The sequence below is a fragment of the Psychroflexus torquis ATCC 700755 genome, assembly GCF_000153485.2.
In the GTDB taxonomy this organism is placed as follows: domain Bacteria; phylum Bacteroidota; class Bacteroidia; order Flavobacteriales; family Flavobacteriaceae; genus Psychroflexus; species Psychroflexus torquis.
Genome location: NC_018721.1, coordinates 1,303,864 through 1,321,130, shown reverse-complemented (window position 1 = coordinate 1,321,130; position 17,267 = coordinate 1,303,864). Strand labels below are relative to the sequence as shown.

Sequence of the window (17,267 nt, the reverse complement as noted above, 5' to 3'; positions counted from 1 at the left end):
AAACATTAAAATTAGAAATATGAAAACAATTATTACTTACTTAGTTTTTATCTCAGCAATCAGTACTGCTTTTGCTGAAGATATTATTGAACCTTCTAGAGCAGATTTTGAAGTTCTAGAATCTAAAATTGACAGTTCTGAAGTGAGCGTTCAGATGGTATTTGAAAACTACATTAATGCCATTGGTGGACGTGAGAAATTAGAGCAAGTAGGATCTATGGTTAAAGAAGAGTCTATGAATATAGTAAGTGTTTTTTCTGGAACTGAAACCATCATGAACAGCGTCGTGCTCACGGCAAGAGACAAGTCAGGTAAATTGGCATCAATCGTAAAAGCAGATGGCGTCACGACTAAAACAGTCTACAACGGCAACTCTGGCTACACAGAATTGTCTACTGGTTTTAAAATGGATTTTGATGAAAATATGCTTGCTTTATACGACAAGCCTGTGGTATTCTTTCCTGAATTAAATGCTCCCGAAAACGCTGAAATATATGTGAAAACAATTAACGGTAAGGAAGTATTTGCGGTAAGCTATAAAGCTGATGACATTACAGAAGTAACTTCTTATTTTTATAAAGATTCTTGGCTGAAAGTTTCTGAAACTATGATAAATGGTGATACTGAAAGTACGATGAAATACCAAGATTGGGCCGAATATAATGGGATAAAAATTCCTGTAAAAACAATGATAGTGACCAATTTTGAAACAGGTAAAATGATGACAGAAATGAGTACTAAAATCGAATTCAATGCTCCAATTAATTCTTACATTTTCAGTCCTATGGAAGAAATTGCAAAAAATATGGCAGCAATTCCTTCAGGCGTTATGAGTGCTTCAATGGCTTCAGAAACGTTGCTATCCAATACAAGTTTAGCTTTAAGCTCGGATAACGTAAGCGTTGAATCTATGGAAGAGGTTAGTTTCGATATGCTAAATAAGCGAGAGCAACACTATAAATCAATACTTCAAGCCCTAGAAAATGAAGGAGGAGAGGTTGCTAATACTACAAGTCTAGCCACCATAACAGTTGAGTCTGACGGAGAAAAATACGATATTGATAAAGTGAGTCGAGATGAATTGTCTGAAATGAAATACAGAAGAAGTTCACTGTACACACTTATGCTTGATGACCAAACTCGAGAGCACTACCATATTATTAAAGATGCTTTTGGAAATACAGAATTGTCTGAAAAATTCAACAATCATAATATTGGACCCTACCTAATTCCAGGTACTGGTGGCGAAAAAGACCAAACCGAACATATCGAGAACTATCTAAATGCAAATGGTGTTGCCAAGTCTTTAATTTCAAGATGGTTCAATAGAGATGAGAATGGTGCTTTCAATATGAGTCTTGTCGCAGAACGCGGTCAATATGATGCTTCAGATTTAAATGTGAAAGTTGCTATGGAGAGTAAGAGAGGTCGCGCTTTACTTCAAGATGCAGGAGAAGAACTCATAGGAAATACATTTGTAATCGTTTACGATTACAAATACACCGATAAAGAAGAACAAGCCAAAAAAACTGGGGGGTTTCTCAATGCGATTTCCACCGTAGCATCGTTTGTTCCTGGCGGAGAAAATATAGCGACAATAGCAAGCTTAGGGGAAGCAGCCTCAGATGTTTTAGGCAAAGGCTACTTTGTTAGGACAACCACCTATTTGTATCAACTGTTTTGGGATGAAGAAACCGCAAACAAATTTTATACAGATTTCTGGATTGACGAATCAAACTTAGACGACAACAAGGAAGCGAAATTTGAATCTACAGACTTCTTTAAACTCAAATACGTTGGTAGTGAAGTGTCGAGAAACAATCTGCAGTCCACAATTTTTACTTCAAAAACCGATGAAGAACTTATAGAAATAGCTACGATTAGAGCTGTAGATAAAAACATTGGCAAGCTTCAACGCACGTTTGAAGATTTTAGAGTAAAAACACCATTACTCAGTGGAGATCCAATCAAAGCAAAAATCGGTCTCAAAGAAGGCTTGGAAAAAGGCGACAAATTTGAGGTTTTGGAACAGGTGCTTGATGATGGAAAGACCTCTTATAAACGTATAGGGACAATTAAAGTAGATAGAAGGCATATTTGGGATAACACATTTATGGCAGAAGAAGCAGATGGCGCATTACAAAATGAGGACTATACACTTTTTAAAGGAAGTAGTAATAAATATGCATCAGGCATGCTAATCAGACAAATTAACTAAAACACAATGTTATGAGGACAAAAGAATTGAAGATGGTTTTAATGTTGCTGCTAATGGTGATTTTTAGCTCAAGCTTATTAGCTCAGAAAAGAGCTAAAAAGAATGCTGATGAAGACACCGAAAATTGGCGTTACGAGATAGAATGCGAAGGTGTGGGAAGTAACGGCATATATTTGATCAAAATTTTTTCTTATTCATTTAACAAAGATGTCGCGATAGAACAATCCAAGAAAAACGCTATTCACGGCGTTATTTTTAAAGGTATTCCTGAGGGTGATAGAGGTTGTGTTAGTCAACCAGCTTTGGCAAGAAATTCCAATTTAGAGCAAGAAAAAGTCGATTATTTTGATGCTTTTTTTGAAGAAGGTGGCAAATATCAAAAATTCGTCAACTTAACGACAGATGGTGCAGTAAAGGCTGGAGACCGGTATGAAATTGGGGGTAGTGGGCTTTTCAGAAGAAAAGAATACAAAATCGGTATTGTTGTTTCAGTCAACAAAGCCTTGCTTCGTAAAGAACTCGAAGACGCTGGGATTCTAAGAGGTTTGTCATCACGTTTTTAAATCTAAAACTATGAAAATTACATCAGTAATATTAAGTCTGGTAGTTGTGGTATTAATGTCAGCTTGCAAATCAAAAGCAAAAACGATTTCAGGTTATTATAACTACGCCACAGAATGTGTAGGGAAAGGCTACAATGGTTCTCAAATCGTTAAAACTTGGGGGATTGGTCTAAGTCAACACCAAGCAGAAACAGACGCTAGGATTAAAGCGGTAGACGAAATTTTATTCAAAGGTATCAGGAACGGATCTTCAGACTGCCTTGTAAGACCTTTAGTATCCAATCCCAATGCTAAAAGAGATCACGAATTGTACTTCAATCAGTTTTTTTCTTTCAATGGAGGTTTTCAAAACTATGTCACCTTTCCGGCGAAAAACTGGTTGGAACGCAAACTCGAAATTAATCCCGTTAGCGATGGAAAAACAGCCTATGAACTGGTTGTAGAAGTCGATATGATAGGACTAAAATCACATTTACAAAAAGATAACATAATTCAATAATGATGAAATTAGTAACAAAATTTATAATGATCTTGGCTATTGGTTTTACATTCAATCTGAATGCGCAAGCCAAAAAACCTACAATTATGGTTGTACCTAGCGATAACTGGTGTGTCGAAAATGGTTACACTGTGGAATTCGACAATCAGGGAATTTTGGAAGTCGTCCCAGATTATATCGCAGCTTTTCAGCAAAATTCTGACTTGCTTTTGGTAATTAGTAAACTAAATGGATTGATGGCAGATCGTGGTTTTCCTTTAAAAAACTTGGAATCTGAAATTAAGAGTATCAACTCGACCAGTGCAATAGATGCCATGCGAAGCTCTAAATCATCTGGAGCAGAAGTGGCAGAGAGTCCAGTAGATGCATTGCTTAACCAAGCCAAAGCAGACATTATCATGCAGCTGACTTGGACGATAAACACCACTGGACCCAAAAAATCAATCACCTTTAATTTGCAAGGTTTAGATGCTTATTCTAATAAACAAATTGCAACAGCAGCTGGAACTGGTGCGCCTTCTTTTTCTGCTGAATTACCGGTGCTTTTGGAAGAAGCGGTGTTGTCACAAATCGATCCTTTTGCCAATACATTGCAAAATCATTTTGATGACATGTTTGAAAACGGTCGTGAAGTTTCAATTCGAGTTTTAAGATGGGGCGATTGGGAAAATGATTTAGAAACCGAATACGGTTCAGATTATGAAGAGTTAGGCTTTATCATAGAAGATTGGATGGCGGATAATTCTGTAAAAGGAAGATTTTCAACCAAAGACGCCACAGAGAATATGTTGGTTTTCGATCAGGTGCGAATTCCTTTATACTATGAAAGGAATGGTAGTCAGCGCGCTATGGATACAAGGCGTTTTGCAAGTGACCTTAGCAAGTATCTACGAAAGGAACCTTTTAATATTGTAAATAAAATTACAACTCGAGGTTTAGGAGAAGCCACAATTTTTTTAGGAAGTAAATAAAAATAATTATGAAAACAATACAGATATTTATATTACTTGTGTTTTTGCTTGTATTTGGCAAAGCTGAAGCACAAAACGAATTAGGAAAATTAGACGATTTAGGTAGAATTTCTATTGTGCCTTATGTCTCAGATCAAGTTGAAAACCTGCCGCTTGTCGCTAGGAATAATTTGCAGAGTAAACTTGCACAAGTGGTAACAGCCAATGGATTAGGCGACTCACAAAACTACAATACCAGATTTATCATCACACCAAATATTTCTGTGTTAGATAAATATGTGGTTCCCGGCGCGCCTGCCAAAGTGGCTTTAACCCTAGAAGTTGCCGTCTATGTTGGCGATGGTATTACTGGTAAAAAGTTTGGCAGTACAGCCATAAATGTGAAAGGCGTAGGTAGAAATGAAACCAAAGCTTATGTTGCAGCAGTTAGGCAAATTTCATCTGGGGATAATAAATTACAGAATTTGTTGAGAACTGCAAAACAAAGAATTTTAGAATATTATAATAACGAATGCGATTTCATTCTGAAAGATGCAGAATCTTTAGTCAATCAGAATCAATTCGAAAATGCAATTTTTATCCTTACATCTGTGCCCACTATTTCTAAAGATTGCTACAACCAAGCTATAGATATGGCTAAGCCGCTTTTTCAAAAAAAGATAGACCGAGATTGTACGCTGCTTTTGAATAAAGCTAGAAACGCCTGGAATGCTGGTCTAGATTTTAACGCAGCGAACGATGCAGCAAGCTATCTCAATCAGATAGACCCTAATGCTAAATGTTATCCGGATGTAGAACGTTTGTCTCGTGATATCAATACGAGAATCAAAAAAGTGGATGATCGCGAGTGGCAGTTTATTTTCAAACAACAAGACGACCGTACTGAAGTCGCTGTGAATCAACTGCAATCTATGAAGGAAATAGCATTGACTTATGGTAGAAACCAAGCTCAAAATCCAGTGTATAATATTCGGGGATGGTGGTGATTTTCTAGGAATATTTCTAACCTTTTACCAATCTGCCTTCACAGTTTTTAGTTTAAACAGCAGCAAAAGAGGGTTACTCTTTGGATTCGGGAACACTTAACAACGGTTTTCGGGTTGTTTCTTTCTAGGTTAAAAAAAAGTAATTTAAAAATATACAGTTGCCTAAAAAGGGCGCTAGCCCAAAAAGGCAATTGTATTTATAACCGCGTAAGCGGTCCAAAAAAATTATGAAATTTGCCATACTAGTGTCTATTTTATTTATAGTCTTTACAGCAAAGGCGCAACAGTTCGTTTTAAACAACGGTCTTAAAATGCAGTATGTTCAAGAGGCTGTTTTGCCAGTTGCAAAGGATGCCTATGTGGTTTTAAAAGACAGCACTGCCTATCTTTATAATACAACTAATATTCTACCCTATACGTCACAAAAACTTAAGGATAGCTATATATTAAATACTGTTGAAAACAAAATATACACTATCGATTTGGTGCAACAATATGTAGACCAAATAGAAGCTGATACACATGAGTTAATCACACTTGTAACCTATGTGTATGTAGCATATTATAGCAATTTAGACAGTACTAAAATAAATGAGTTAGTAAAACAGTATGGTTATTTAATTCCAAAAGTAGCAATTTCAGAAATTTTCAAATTTAATGAAACTCTAAATTTGGAAGACAACATTACTCTTCGTGACTGCCAAGAGCCACACTCGTTGCTACAACCTCAAAACACTAATTACTTAAAAGTAGATGAAAACAACCTATTTTATGTAGATACCAATGAAAACCTTATCCTCGCCGAAATAAAAAACAGTAAAATAAATAATTTAGAAACTTGGACTAATTTTAATGGTTCCATAAGCCTTGTTAGTAGTGTAAAAATTGGCGATGTTGTGCGTGTTAATTTCCAACGCTATCAAGAAGAAAGTGATACGTTAGAGGAGTTTTGGAGTATTATAAATCTAAAAAAGAAAACTTTTGTGGCTATAGATTTAAAAGATTTTAATGCCAATTTAGAAAATCTACAGGAGCAAGACGCAAAGCTACTTAATAGCACTCCATTTTTTTATAAAGCCGTTGACGGTAATAACATCACGATGTTGGTGTTGCCTCATAAAAACTATGTTTGGTTAGATGACGAATCCTATTATTATGGCTCTCATGACTTAGCTAAATATGCCAGTATGCGCAAGGATGATAAGAGCTATAACCTCAAAGTACATGCATATCTCTTCAACTATCCTTCACGTATTTTAAGAGCAATTGCCCCACAAGAAAAAGAAAAAATTAAAGCACTAGCGGAAATTTATGTTAGAAATAAGCGTGAAATTATATCAGAGCGCTGTGTCAACTAACACCTAGAATATTAAGGTTCAAAAAAGTTTGTTCAAAAACACCAAGAGATAAGTTAATAATATAAAGGCTTTTAAAAATCATGCTATACATTAAATTTGAAATAAAAGATTCATCAAGGTTTGAAGATTTTCAAAAACTCTACGATCATATGGTTAAAGTAAGACAGCCTGGTTTTAAGTTTGATGATGTAGGTCCCGAATTTGATTGGGATGGAATGAAATCTCAAGAGGAAGTAGATGCTGCAGTAGAAGAATTAAATACCTTTTTAGATCATCAAGTAGAACCCGAAATTTATAGGTGCAAAGCATTATTACCAAATTATGTAAAGGTTTTTCTAGAAAGTTATTTACAAGGAGGTAATGAAAGTTTAGAATCGTTTGGTAGTCAAGATGTGGTTTCAATATTTAATTATCTAGAATATGGTTTTGAAGTGGAGATGGATACTCTTAAAAAGATAAATGACCATTTGGGCATTGTTAAATTTTCTACTGCTAACTATCCATTTGGTGGTATGGAACGTTTTATAATGACTTTAGCTGCTTATGATCTAAAGCCCGTAGCGTGTTTTGATGGATTTAATGAATGTGATATTAAATGGACCACAACGCATGAGTATGACTCTGTTGTTTCATTAAAAAAGAATCGTTTTTCAATGATTAAAAACTTGATCAGCAATAGTTTCTTTAAAAAATTGAGTTTTTTAATGTTGCTATTAATATCAAGCCATGCGTTAGCACAAATGGATACCTCCACCTATGTACTAAATAATAGCTTAGAGAAAAAAAACAAAGAGAGTCTGTTGGTTTTAGACAAGCCAGAATTTCCCTCACCAGAAAAGGAACTCTTGTTTTTCTTTTCGGAAACCTATTTTTTTGATCTCCATAATTATTCTGGAAACGTACAAAAAGTTGATAATGTTCGATTAGTGTATCATCCAGATGAACGTATTATTAGTGCTGATACGTCAAGTTTTGAATTTGAAAACCATGCTTTCAAGGATCTTAGAATAAGCAGAAAACCTATTATAGATCACATAGGGGTTGATAGTATTGCAAAAAAAGGCAATACCGTTCAATTATTCCATTTTGATGAAGAAATGGATTATGTTTATCAAGTTTATGAGTTAAAGGACGCGCAAATTGTAACTTCTGCAGACCTCACTAGTGTATTGTATTACAGTACAGAATATACGTACAACAAGAAAAATAAGTTACTAAAAGTGATCACTACCGATGATTATAATAATAAGGAAATTGAAACTGCCACTTATAACAAAAATGGGACTATACGCTCTAAAAAAAGCTTTGAAACAAGTGACGGGATAAGCATTACAACGACCACCTATTCCTATAAAAATAAATTGTTAACTCAAGTAGAGACGCACAGTGTACTCTATTTTGTGCCTTTAGATAAAGAGCAAAAGCCGATAGAAAAAATAAACTATTCAAAATATACCGATGATGACACTTTTATAAATCTAAATACTGTTGATTTTTTATATAATGATAAAAATGAATTAGTTAAAGTAGTAGAAAACAGCAAAGGTTTTTCTAAAAATGAAGGGGTTAACTACAAAAATATGCAAACTTTTGACTTAGAATATAAATCTAACAAACTTATCATAATTGCAAGTTTACCAGAAAACAGAAGGTACGAGTATATTTTTGATGAGCATGCTAACACCAAAGAAATAAACTCCTATGTGGTTGAAAATGATGAAACATGGCTTCACAAAAAGACAACCTTTAAAATTTTATATAGGGAGTAAATAAGACACTCTGCAAATTCTAGAAATAGTTTCATAAAAAAATTCACATGGACACAAAAAAACTAAGAGGACATCAGCGTATTTTTAAGAACATCGAAAACTAATAGTCTTCATTTAGATTTCGTTGGTTAAATTATTGCCAGTTGGTAACATTCCCATATAAATTATTAATACCATCAGTTCGGATACATACAGAAGGCAGACTTAAATTAATTCATCACAAAGCACATCCTGTTGTACATCTGCAATGACTTAAAAGTTGTTCTTTTGATGTTTTCAATATTATTTTGTATTTTTTTACTTAGGGTATTTATTGTAAATTGTTTAATCTTTTAATTTTCATTGAGATAAATGACCTATCTAATTTAAACTTTAATGTATTAAGGCTATACTGTCTTATTTTATTTAACGAAGAAGAATAAAAAGAATATTTTTTTACTGTGCTTTTATGGTTGTAAGCTTGTGAGAGATAAAATATTGAGGCAATTGAAAGGTTTTTAGTCGAACCAAAAAAATCAGAGTATAGGTTTTAAGAATTAATTTTTAGGGGAGGAGTTCGTTTGTACATAAGAGGAATTATATTAAACCACAACATAAATTTTACCATTTAAAATGGTTCTTCAATTACTCAAATATAAATAATTAGTCTATGCCAAAAAAAGGAATTGGAAAAATTTGGTTAGACGCTTTGTATTGTACAATTTTTTCAATTATAGTCTCTGGAATTCTGTACTTTATTTTAATAAACGCAACTGTATTAAACCCTTTTACTAAGGCATTTAAAGATTTTAGTTTTACGGATGTATACTACTCAAAGTTGTTTCATGAACCAAAAGGGGTAAACGATATTATTATAATTAATATAAAACAAAGTGACCGACTTACAATTGCTCTGGCTATCGATAAAGTCTCTAAACAAAAGCCTAAAGCCATTGGCTTAGATATTTTGTTTAAAGAGAAAAAAAATTCCTATATCGATTCCATTTTAAAAAGAACATTACAGAAGAATAGAAACATTATAACACCTTATTTTTTTGACAAGGATACGATTATTAAGAATCATGACTATTTCAATAATGGAGATGAAAAATTAGGGTATATAAACATTAATTTAAAGAAGCAAGATGGAGTTATAAGAGATTTTGTAGGTGTTAGAAAAATGCCAAATGTTGCCTATTCATTTTCTACTCAAATTGCTTTGACTTCTGGTTACATTAAAAACGAGAATACATTGAAGAGATTAGAGGACGAATTACCTATAAATTATATAGGTAATGAAAATTCTTTTTTAACGTATGATATTGAAGAAATATTAGAAAACAAACCTATTCCTGCGATTAAAGATGCCATTGTACTCTTTGGTTATTTAGGAACTCCTACAGCAAATATTTATGATGTTGAAGATAAACATTTTACACCATTAAATACAAAAATTGCAGGAAGGTCATTACCAGATATGTATGGGATAGTAATACATGCCAACATTGTTAAAATGCTTACCGAAGATAATTTTGTTAAAAAAATTCCCAGTTTCATTACCTATAGCATAGCAATTGCTTGTTGTTTTCTTGGAATCTTTCTTGGTTTAAAAATTTTTAAAAGAAGCCCCTTATTGTTTGATTTACTGATAAAAATAATACAATTGGTAGTTTCTATTGTTTTGTTATACATCACTCTTTTACTATTGAAATTTAATATTTACATCTATATTACACCTATTTTGGTTCTTACTTTATTCGGTTTAGAAATGATTATTTTCTATATACATATGTTAACCTACATTAAAAAACGATTTAAATGGGAAAGTCATTTATTAAATTAATTATTATTTTAAGTTGTAATACCCTTGTCTTGGCTCAAGATAGCTTGTGTGTATTTAAAACAAAAGGAATTGTTTTAATTGAATCCATAAACATAAAAAAATCATTAATTAAGGGAGATTTTATAAAGCCCAAATCAAATTTGAGTGTTCTTCCTAACTCAGAAATAAGTGTTATTGATGCGAATGGCCACATTTATTTTATAAATAAAGCCGGTGATTATAGTTTTAATGAGTTATATAAATATGAGAAAACTAAACAAGGCTCTAATTTAACTTCAGATTATTTTAAATATATATGGAGTGAACTACTAGATAAAGGTTCGAATAAAGCCATAATAGCAGGAGTCTATAGAGGCGGAATTCTTATGAAATTCCCAAGGGATAGTTCAAAGATTTATAACTCAAAAATCACACTTAAATGGGATTTGGTTGAAAACGAAAAACTGTATTATGTCTTTTTGAAAAATATAGCGACAAATGAAATCTTAAAAATAGAGAGTAATGGTAGCCGAGTTTCTTTGTATAAAAATCAACATATATTTTCTGAAGGCACTCAATTTGACTGGGCCGTTTCAACGTCAGAATTTCCTAATGTAAAAAACTTATATTTTTTTAATTTTACTTTGATTGATAAAAACACCTATGCAGATTTAAAGTTAAATTATAAGAATTTAATTAAAGACTTAGAGAACTTAGGCCTGTCTGAGACGGAAATAGAAACTTCAATTTGTAATACGTATGGACTTTGTAAATAGCAAAAAACTAATTTTCCAAATAGCTTTATTAATGAATCTAATTGGCTTTAGTCAAAATCAAACCTTTAATCATTCCTCAAATGAAAACCTGAATATTTCGTCTTTTGATGTGTCGGGAATTAATAATAAGATAGCAATTAACATTTTCCCGCTAAAAGAAACCATTATTTATGATGGTTATACAGGTGACGAACTTAAACGATTAACGGGGTTTGAGACCACACCAATATCTGTACAATTTGATGATAATAGAAACCTCATTATCATTGAGTATTCAGATAAAATTAACGTTTATGACAACATAAATTATAAGCTTATTATAACCCATAACAAGCCAGATTTTTCAGCATCAATGACTTACTCTTCGAGACTTGGGAAACTTATTTTTTCTACTTCAGACAGTATTGTCTATATCCGTGTTACAGAAGGAGATAATGAGTTTTATCCAAATTTGATAGAAACCTTTAGTTATAGCCAAAACCTTAAAACATCTAACAAAGGTGATGTTCTCGCGCATTTGGGTAATGGTAAGTTAAGCGTATACAAGAACTTTGAGAAAGCCTTTGAATTAAATAGAGACTACATTTTAGACTTTACCATTGGAGAAAATACTATCATGGTTTTATCAGAGTATGAACCTTCAAAACTTAAAACCCAATTTTTTGACTTTAACGGTAATTCTTTAGCTAAGGACAACCGCTATGAGAACTTATATAAGTTGTACTCTTATAAAAATGCGATGCAATATGTCAATGAGGACTTCATGTTTTATGGCGCTTACAAGGAAATTTCATTATTGTCAAAAAATCAGAAACCTTATAAATACAAGTTTCAAGATGATTTTAACGAGTACCATTTTGTTAAAATAGATTCATCAATTTGATTGTTATAGCCATACTTAATGTTTTTAAAATCATATTCTTGCTCTATTAAAACTGCTGTTTTTGGAGCCCCATCTGTACTTCTCCATTGGTTTTCAATGGATATTAAAACTCTAGCATTTAAATTCTCATCGGTAAAAACTTTTGTTTTTGAAAAAAAAACGCTTAGCTCATTAAAACTTAAACGCGTTACTCCTGGGTTTTTTTCATCACTTTCAAAACCAATGACTGCGTGGGAATTAAGCATATCTTCGTTCTCTGCAGGGAGTATGTCCAAAAGCTTTAATGAGGTTCCTTTTTCACCTCTAGATTGGGGAGCTGCATTAATTTCTCTACTTATGATAGATTTAATTGCTTTTTTCTGTTCAGGTTCTACTGGATTACCATATTTTTTGAGCTGAATTCCAGTATACGTTTTCTCAATTTTACCGCTAAAATTATTGTAATAATCATTGATAGATATTGAATTTGTATAGGTATTTACCAATTGTTTAGACGATTTATCAGCCAAATACTTAGCTCCTATAAACAGCTCTTCTAAAGCAACGTTTGCAAGACCCCTAGATTTAGGTTTTATTAATTCTACGACAAAATTTTCACTAGATTTTATATTCGATCTTTTGTGACTAGCACAAGATGATAGTTAAACTGATAAAACAATAAAAGAAGCAACGTAAGAAGTAATTCCCTTTTTTAAAAGCATAATTATTTTTTTGTAAAGATAAGAGAAAATTTAATTTACCTATTTATAGGGATTTTAATTAGAATAAAAAAAAGTAATTTTAATAACTCTTACTATTATTAATTATTTTAGTAAGAGTCCATTATAAAAATCAAGAAGACTATGAAGCTATTTTGTTTAATTATATTTTTAATATCGACACAATCCTACAGTCAAGAGCAGAAAAATATTGCTTTATATGATGTAAATAAGGTTTATATTCAGCTGAATGAATTAAATAATAGAGAACTTGTATCTAGTTCTAATAAGCTACTGTTATTTAAAGGAGAGCATAATTTTTCTATATGGTCAGCAAGAGATCAAAGAAAAATGTACAAGTTTTTTCTTGAAGGTGAAGAAATAAAAGCAATACTAAATCCAAATTCTAAAAATATTATTTTTTTCTTGAAAAAAAATGGAAAAGAACTAACTTTTGTTGGAATTTTAGACGTAAAATCTGGTATTTATAAAGAAAAAGAAATACAAAATAAAGAATTTACCCCACTTAATTTTAAAACAACTTTTAAGTTTAATTCCGAAAACGGAAACGTGTATATATTTTCTAATAATAAATTATGGAATTTTAATTTACAGAAAATCCATTTGTTAAAAACGTTGTCGCTAAATAAAAATTTGGAAGATAGTTATAAAGACATCTTATCGATTTCAAAAAATAGTATCTGTTTTAAAATTGAATCTGATAAAAAATACAGTTATTTTAATACACAACTTCAGCCTTCAAAATGGAAGTTAGATAGTGTAATGCTGTTTCATAAAACAACAAAAAAATTATCAAAAATATCATTAAAAGAGAATGCTATAGGAGCTTATTCGCATAGCGGAAATAAAATTATTATTGATTATAAAAACAAAATATCATCACTTGATATTCTTAATTTAGAACAGAAAAGCTATCCTAAAAAAGAAGATTTTAGAGTATATAAATCATTTACAGAAAATGAAAAAACACTGCTTATGATTGGTCACAAAGATTTAGAAAAAATAAAAGAAGCTAATTATAATAGTTTGTACAAAGCATTTAAAAAAAGCAAGGAAGAAAATTTTGATATGTATTTATACAGCAGAAAACTAAGTTCATTTAATTTACTACAAATTGATAAAATTAATAGCAATTTTGAATATGAAAAAGGTAATTTAAAACTTCCTTTTCGGTTTGACTGGAACCCTGGAGAAAATTATTTTATTACGAATCATGGCATTGTTTATAATAGGATAAATGGTGTGTTTTCTTATTATCCAGAAGTTGATAAATCTCAAAGATGGAGTTTAGATTACACCAGAGAATATTTGAAAACACATGAAGGATTAACGCTAAGTAATAAAGGAGATTTTACCTTTTATGGGTATGATGGTTTAGAGATTATGAATGTTACAAATGAAAGGGAAGTAGAAGAAAAAGCTAACTTTAAATTAACAGAATTTTATTTTTTGCAAAATCAAAATGTTTTGGCAGCTTATATTAGGAAAGAAAAGAAGAAGAACTTAATTCAATTAGAATTAAAAAATGAAAAAGGTGATATTATTTGGAAAAGTGAATTTATAGACTCAAAAATAAAAGAAGAAATAAATGTTGGTATTTATTTAAACCATAATCAAACGCATGCATTCTTAGATATTTCACCATTATATTATGATGAGAATAATAAATCGTATTCCTATTTAATAGATTTAGAGACAAAGAAGATATCAAAATTTAAATATAATTTGGGAGCGTATTTTACAGAAAGCTTTTCTTATATAAATGGTATCAATGGAGACTATTTTATAATTAGTGATATTTATAGTAAAAAAGAACAAAAAGTTAAAAATACAGCATTTTTAGCAACGTTAAAAAATGACAATATAATCTACAAAGAGAACAATAAAGAAGGCGCTGTTTTAAAAGGAAAAGTAACAGGTAACGGAATTGTTTCAAATTTTAAATACAACTTGCCAAAAGAAGCAAAATTTCAATTTAATTCTTCACCATTTTCTTTTATAAAAAGCAAGAATCTACTAGCTGGTGTTCACAATCAAGAATTACTTTTTTGGAAATTAGATGATGAAAATTCAGTAAAAAAAATTAAATTAAATTATGATTCTGCAACATATCTTACAAGTTCAGAAAAACAGCTTTTTGTATATTATAAAAACGGATTTATAGATGTAGTTGATTTAGAATCTTTAGAAATAATAGCTAGTTTTACCATTCATAAAAAGAATGAAAACGTTTATAAAGCTTTTTTTAATGATGATTTAAAGTTTTTTATTCCTAAAGAAATCATCAGAGAATACCATTTTGTAAAAGACTTTGAAACATTCCCATTAGTCAGTTATGAATTATTTTTAAATAGGCCAGATATAATTCTATCTAAATTAGGGTACACAAAACCAAAATTAATTGACGTTTATAAAAAGGCTTTTTTAAAAAGGTTAGCGTATTCTGGTTATTCAGAAAAAACAGATTATTTAGCTATTGTAAAGCCTCAAATTTCACTTTTAAATAGAGATGCTATCACATCTATATCTAAAACAAATGGCGTAAGCCTAAACCTAGAAACAGAAGTAAAGTTAGATTCTTTACTTGTTTATATTAACGGAGTTCCCGTTTTAAAAAAGAAGCCGATTCAAAATATTTTTAAAGAGTCTATAACTTTAAGTAATGGAATAAATAAAATCACTGTTTTGGGAATTAATAAAGAAGGAGTAAAAAGTGAGCCTTTAAACTTAGAAGTTACCTATGAAAATAATGAGAAACCAACAGTTTATTATTTTGGAATTGGCGTTTCTAAATATTTAGACGCTACTATGAATTTAAAATTTGCAGATAAAGATGTAAGAAGCTTATCTAAATTGTTTAAATCCAAATTTGAAGGAAGAATTCACATAGACACTTTAAATAATTTAAACGCTACAAAAGAAAATATTTTAGCATTTAAGGAACAATTAAAAAACACAAATATTAATGATATTGTTATCATTTCTTTTTCTGGTCATGGCTTGGTAGATGATGCAAATGATTTCTATTTTGCAACCCATGATATTGATTTTGATAAACCAAATATTAAAGGAGTATCCTATGCTGATATTCAACAATTAGTAGAAGGGATTCCTGCTAGAAAAAAGTTACTTTTAATTGATGCTTGCCATAGTGGAGAGCTTGATGCTGAGGAAATAAATAAAACTGAAATAAAGGTAGAAAATGTAACTTCATACATTCCTAAAGGCGCAAAAGGATCTATAATTAAATCAAATAAAAGTGGTTTTAAAACAAGTTTTGAAATTATGAAATCGTCATTTAATAATTCAGATAGAGGTAATGGATCTTTTGTAATCTCTGCTGCTGGAGGTAAAGAATATGCTTTTGAAAGCGAAAAATGGGGTAATGGGGTTTTTACTTATAGTTTTATAAAAGCGATGGAGGAATTAACATTAGATAAATTTAACAATAAGCAATCTATAAAGATTTCAATGCTTAAAGATTATATTTATCAAAGTGTAAAGAAATTAACAAACAATCAACAAAAACCAACTTCTAGATCAGAAAACTTAGAGTTAGATTGGGTTTTGTTTGATTAGTATTTGTATGGAAAAAAAAGTTAATAAGCGCTATTAACTGTTAGCATTAATTAAACGCAAGTAAACGTGGGAGATTATACTGAATTAATATTTGGTGCAAGACTAAAAAAGGAAACACCTGATATTATAATTCGTACTATTAAATATTTAATGGGTGAACAAATCTCTCTTGATAAAATTGACCCAAATCTTCCTGAAAATTGCTTAAAATTAATGGGAGCAAGTTCCTATTTTGGTGTTTCTGCTATTGTAAATAAATTATACGAAGAATCCGGTTCTTGTATAGTATAATCAATATTTAATAGAAAGAATTATGATTATGGAATTGAGACTTTTCTAGATTGGATAAAACCTTATATCTATCATGGAAGTGGAGCAAAAAACATGTACGCCATCGTTATTAATGAATATGATTCATAACCAATGATTTATTATTTGGATGACTAAATGGTTTTACTCAAAATACACAAAAGATGCCCATTTTTGTGGCTCATCTCTATATGTATTCATCATCACCTGTTGAGATTCTTTAAACGCTTTTTTGGGGTTATTATATTTTTTCCATTTACTATAGAATAAATTCATAAACTCAGCCGTTTCTGCATCTGGTACTTCCCATAAGCTCATTATAATGGTTTTTACGCCTGCCATTTTAAAAGCGCGTTGCAAGCCATAAACACCTTCAGAACCAGCAATATCTCCTAAACCAGTTTCACAAGCACTTAGAATAACAATATCTGTGTTTTTTAAATCTAAATTAGAAATTTCTAAGGCTGTTAAAATACCATCATCTTCTTCATAGGGGTTGTTACCGTTTTGCCAAGAATAATTTGCATTTGCAAACAACAAACCAGATCTAAGTAAAGGATTTTCTTGATATCTGTAAGAATTTTTCTGACCTAATAATTCTGACTTTTTTGGTTTTTCTTTCAATTTTGGAAAGAAAAAACCATGCGTAGCAATATGCAATATAGATGGACTATTGCCACTTAATTTTTTAAAAGCTGTTTCTGTTGCATTGTAACCAGAAAGTTCTTTGCTTTTACCTAGCAAGGCTTTTATGTCTGTTATTTCTTTTTTTGTTCCCTCTAAATAATTAAAACCATTTCTAGAAATATTTCTGTTGATTGTATCTCCTAATAACT

General features: G+C 31.0%; 14 protein-coding genes. 12 read left to right on the top strand and 2 right to left on the bottom strand.

Annotated elements, in window-relative coordinates; all coding sequences use genetic code 11:
• The first annotated feature begins 19 nt into the window (after positions 1–19).
• The 10 genes from P700755_RS18655 to P700755_RS05740 all read left to right on the top strand — a co-directional run bounded on the left by P700755_RS18655 (position 20) and on the right by P700755_RS05740 (position 11,824).
• The gene (locus P700755_RS18655) at positions 20–2,218 is read left to right on the top strand and encodes a hypothetical protein (RefSeq protein WP_015023797.1); all 2,199 of its coding nucleotides are present in this window, start codon (positions 20–22) and stop codon (positions 2,216–2,218) included.
• Positions 2,219–2,229: 11 nt separating this feature from the next.
• On the top strand, positions 2,230–2,781 hold the full coding sequence (locus P700755_RS05780; protein WP_015023796.1) for a hypothetical protein: 552 nt from the start codon (positions 2,230–2,232) through the stop codon (positions 2,779–2,781).
• A 10-nt stretch (positions 2,782–2,791) separates the two neighbouring features.
• On the top strand, positions 2,792–3,280 hold the full coding sequence (locus tag P700755_RS05775; protein WP_015023795.1) for a hypothetical protein: 489 nt from the start codon (positions 2,792–2,794) through the stop codon (positions 3,278–3,280).
• A gap of 2 nt (positions 3,281–3,282) precedes the next feature.
• Positions 3,283–4,251: a DUF6175 family protein gene (locus P700755_RS05770; protein WP_041758644.1), complete on the top strand. Its 969-nt coding sequence runs from the start codon at positions 3,283–3,285 to the stop codon at positions 4,249–4,251.
• Positions 4,252–4,259: 8 nt separating this feature from the next.
• The gene (locus P700755_RS05765; RefSeq protein WP_015023793.1) at positions 4,260–5,237 is read left to right on the top strand and encodes a hypothetical protein; all 978 of its coding nucleotides are present in this window, start codon (positions 4,260–4,262) and stop codon (positions 5,235–5,237) included.
• 227 nt (positions 5,238–5,464) lie between these two features.
• Entirely contained in the window at positions 5,465–6,595 is a 1,131-nt protein-coding gene (locus tag P700755_RS05760; RefSeq protein ID WP_015023792.1) for a hypothetical protein, read from the top strand.
• Between the two features lie 80 nt (positions 6,596–6,675).
• The gene (locus P700755_RS05755; RefSeq protein WP_015023791.1) at positions 6,676–8,364 is read left to right on the top strand and encodes a hypothetical protein; all 1,689 of its coding nucleotides are present in this window, start codon (positions 6,676–6,678) and stop codon (positions 8,362–8,364) included.
• Between the two features lie 649 nt (positions 8,365–9,013).
• On the top strand, positions 9,014–10,186 hold the full coding sequence (locus P700755_RS05750; protein ID WP_015023790.1) for a CHASE2 domain-containing protein: 1,173 nt from the start codon (positions 9,014–9,016) through the stop codon (positions 10,184–10,186).
• Positions 10,162–10,941 (top strand): hypothetical protein, encoded by a 780-nt coding sequence (locus tag P700755_RS05745; protein ID WP_015023789.1) that lies wholly within the window; start codon positions 10,162–10,164, stop codon positions 10,939–10,941. Before P700755_RS05750 ends, P700755_RS05745 begins: the two co-directional genes overlap by 25 nt.
• Before the next feature lie 31 nt (positions 10,942–10,972).
• Entirely contained in the window at positions 10,973–11,824 is an 852-nt protein-coding gene (locus tag P700755_RS05740; RefSeq protein WP_157609257.1) for a hypothetical protein, read from the top strand.
• On the opposite strand, the gene P700755_RS05735 is transcribed toward P700755_RS05740, so the two are convergent.
• The gene (locus tag P700755_RS05735; RefSeq protein ID WP_015023787.1) at positions 11,773–12,333 is read right to left on the bottom strand and encodes a hypothetical protein; all 561 of its coding nucleotides are present in this window, start codon (positions 12,331–12,333) and stop codon (positions 11,773–11,775) included. The genes P700755_RS05740 and P700755_RS05735 overlap by 52 nt on opposite strands.
• A 333-nt stretch (positions 12,334–12,666) precedes the next feature.
• Between P700755_RS05735 and P700755_RS05730 the strand changes: the two genes are divergently transcribed.
• Entirely contained in the window at positions 12,667–16,122 is a 3,456-nt protein-coding gene (locus P700755_RS05730; RefSeq protein WP_015023786.1) for a caspase family protein, read from the top strand.
• A 66-nt stretch (positions 16,123–16,188) separates the two neighbouring features.
• A complete protein-coding gene (locus P700755_RS05725) occupies positions 16,189–16,413 on the top strand; it encodes a hypothetical protein (protein WP_041758169.1) in 225 nt (74 codons plus the stop codon).
• A 162-nt stretch (positions 16,414–16,575) separates the two neighbouring features.
• Here P700755_RS05725 and P700755_RS05720 read toward each other — a convergent pair whose 3' ends face one another.
• Positions 16,576–17,238, bottom strand: coding sequence for a CHAT domain-containing protein (locus P700755_RS05720; protein WP_041758168.1), 663 nt, complete (start codon positions 17,236–17,238; stop codon positions 16,576–16,578).
• Positions 17,239–17,267 lie beyond the last annotated feature (29 nt).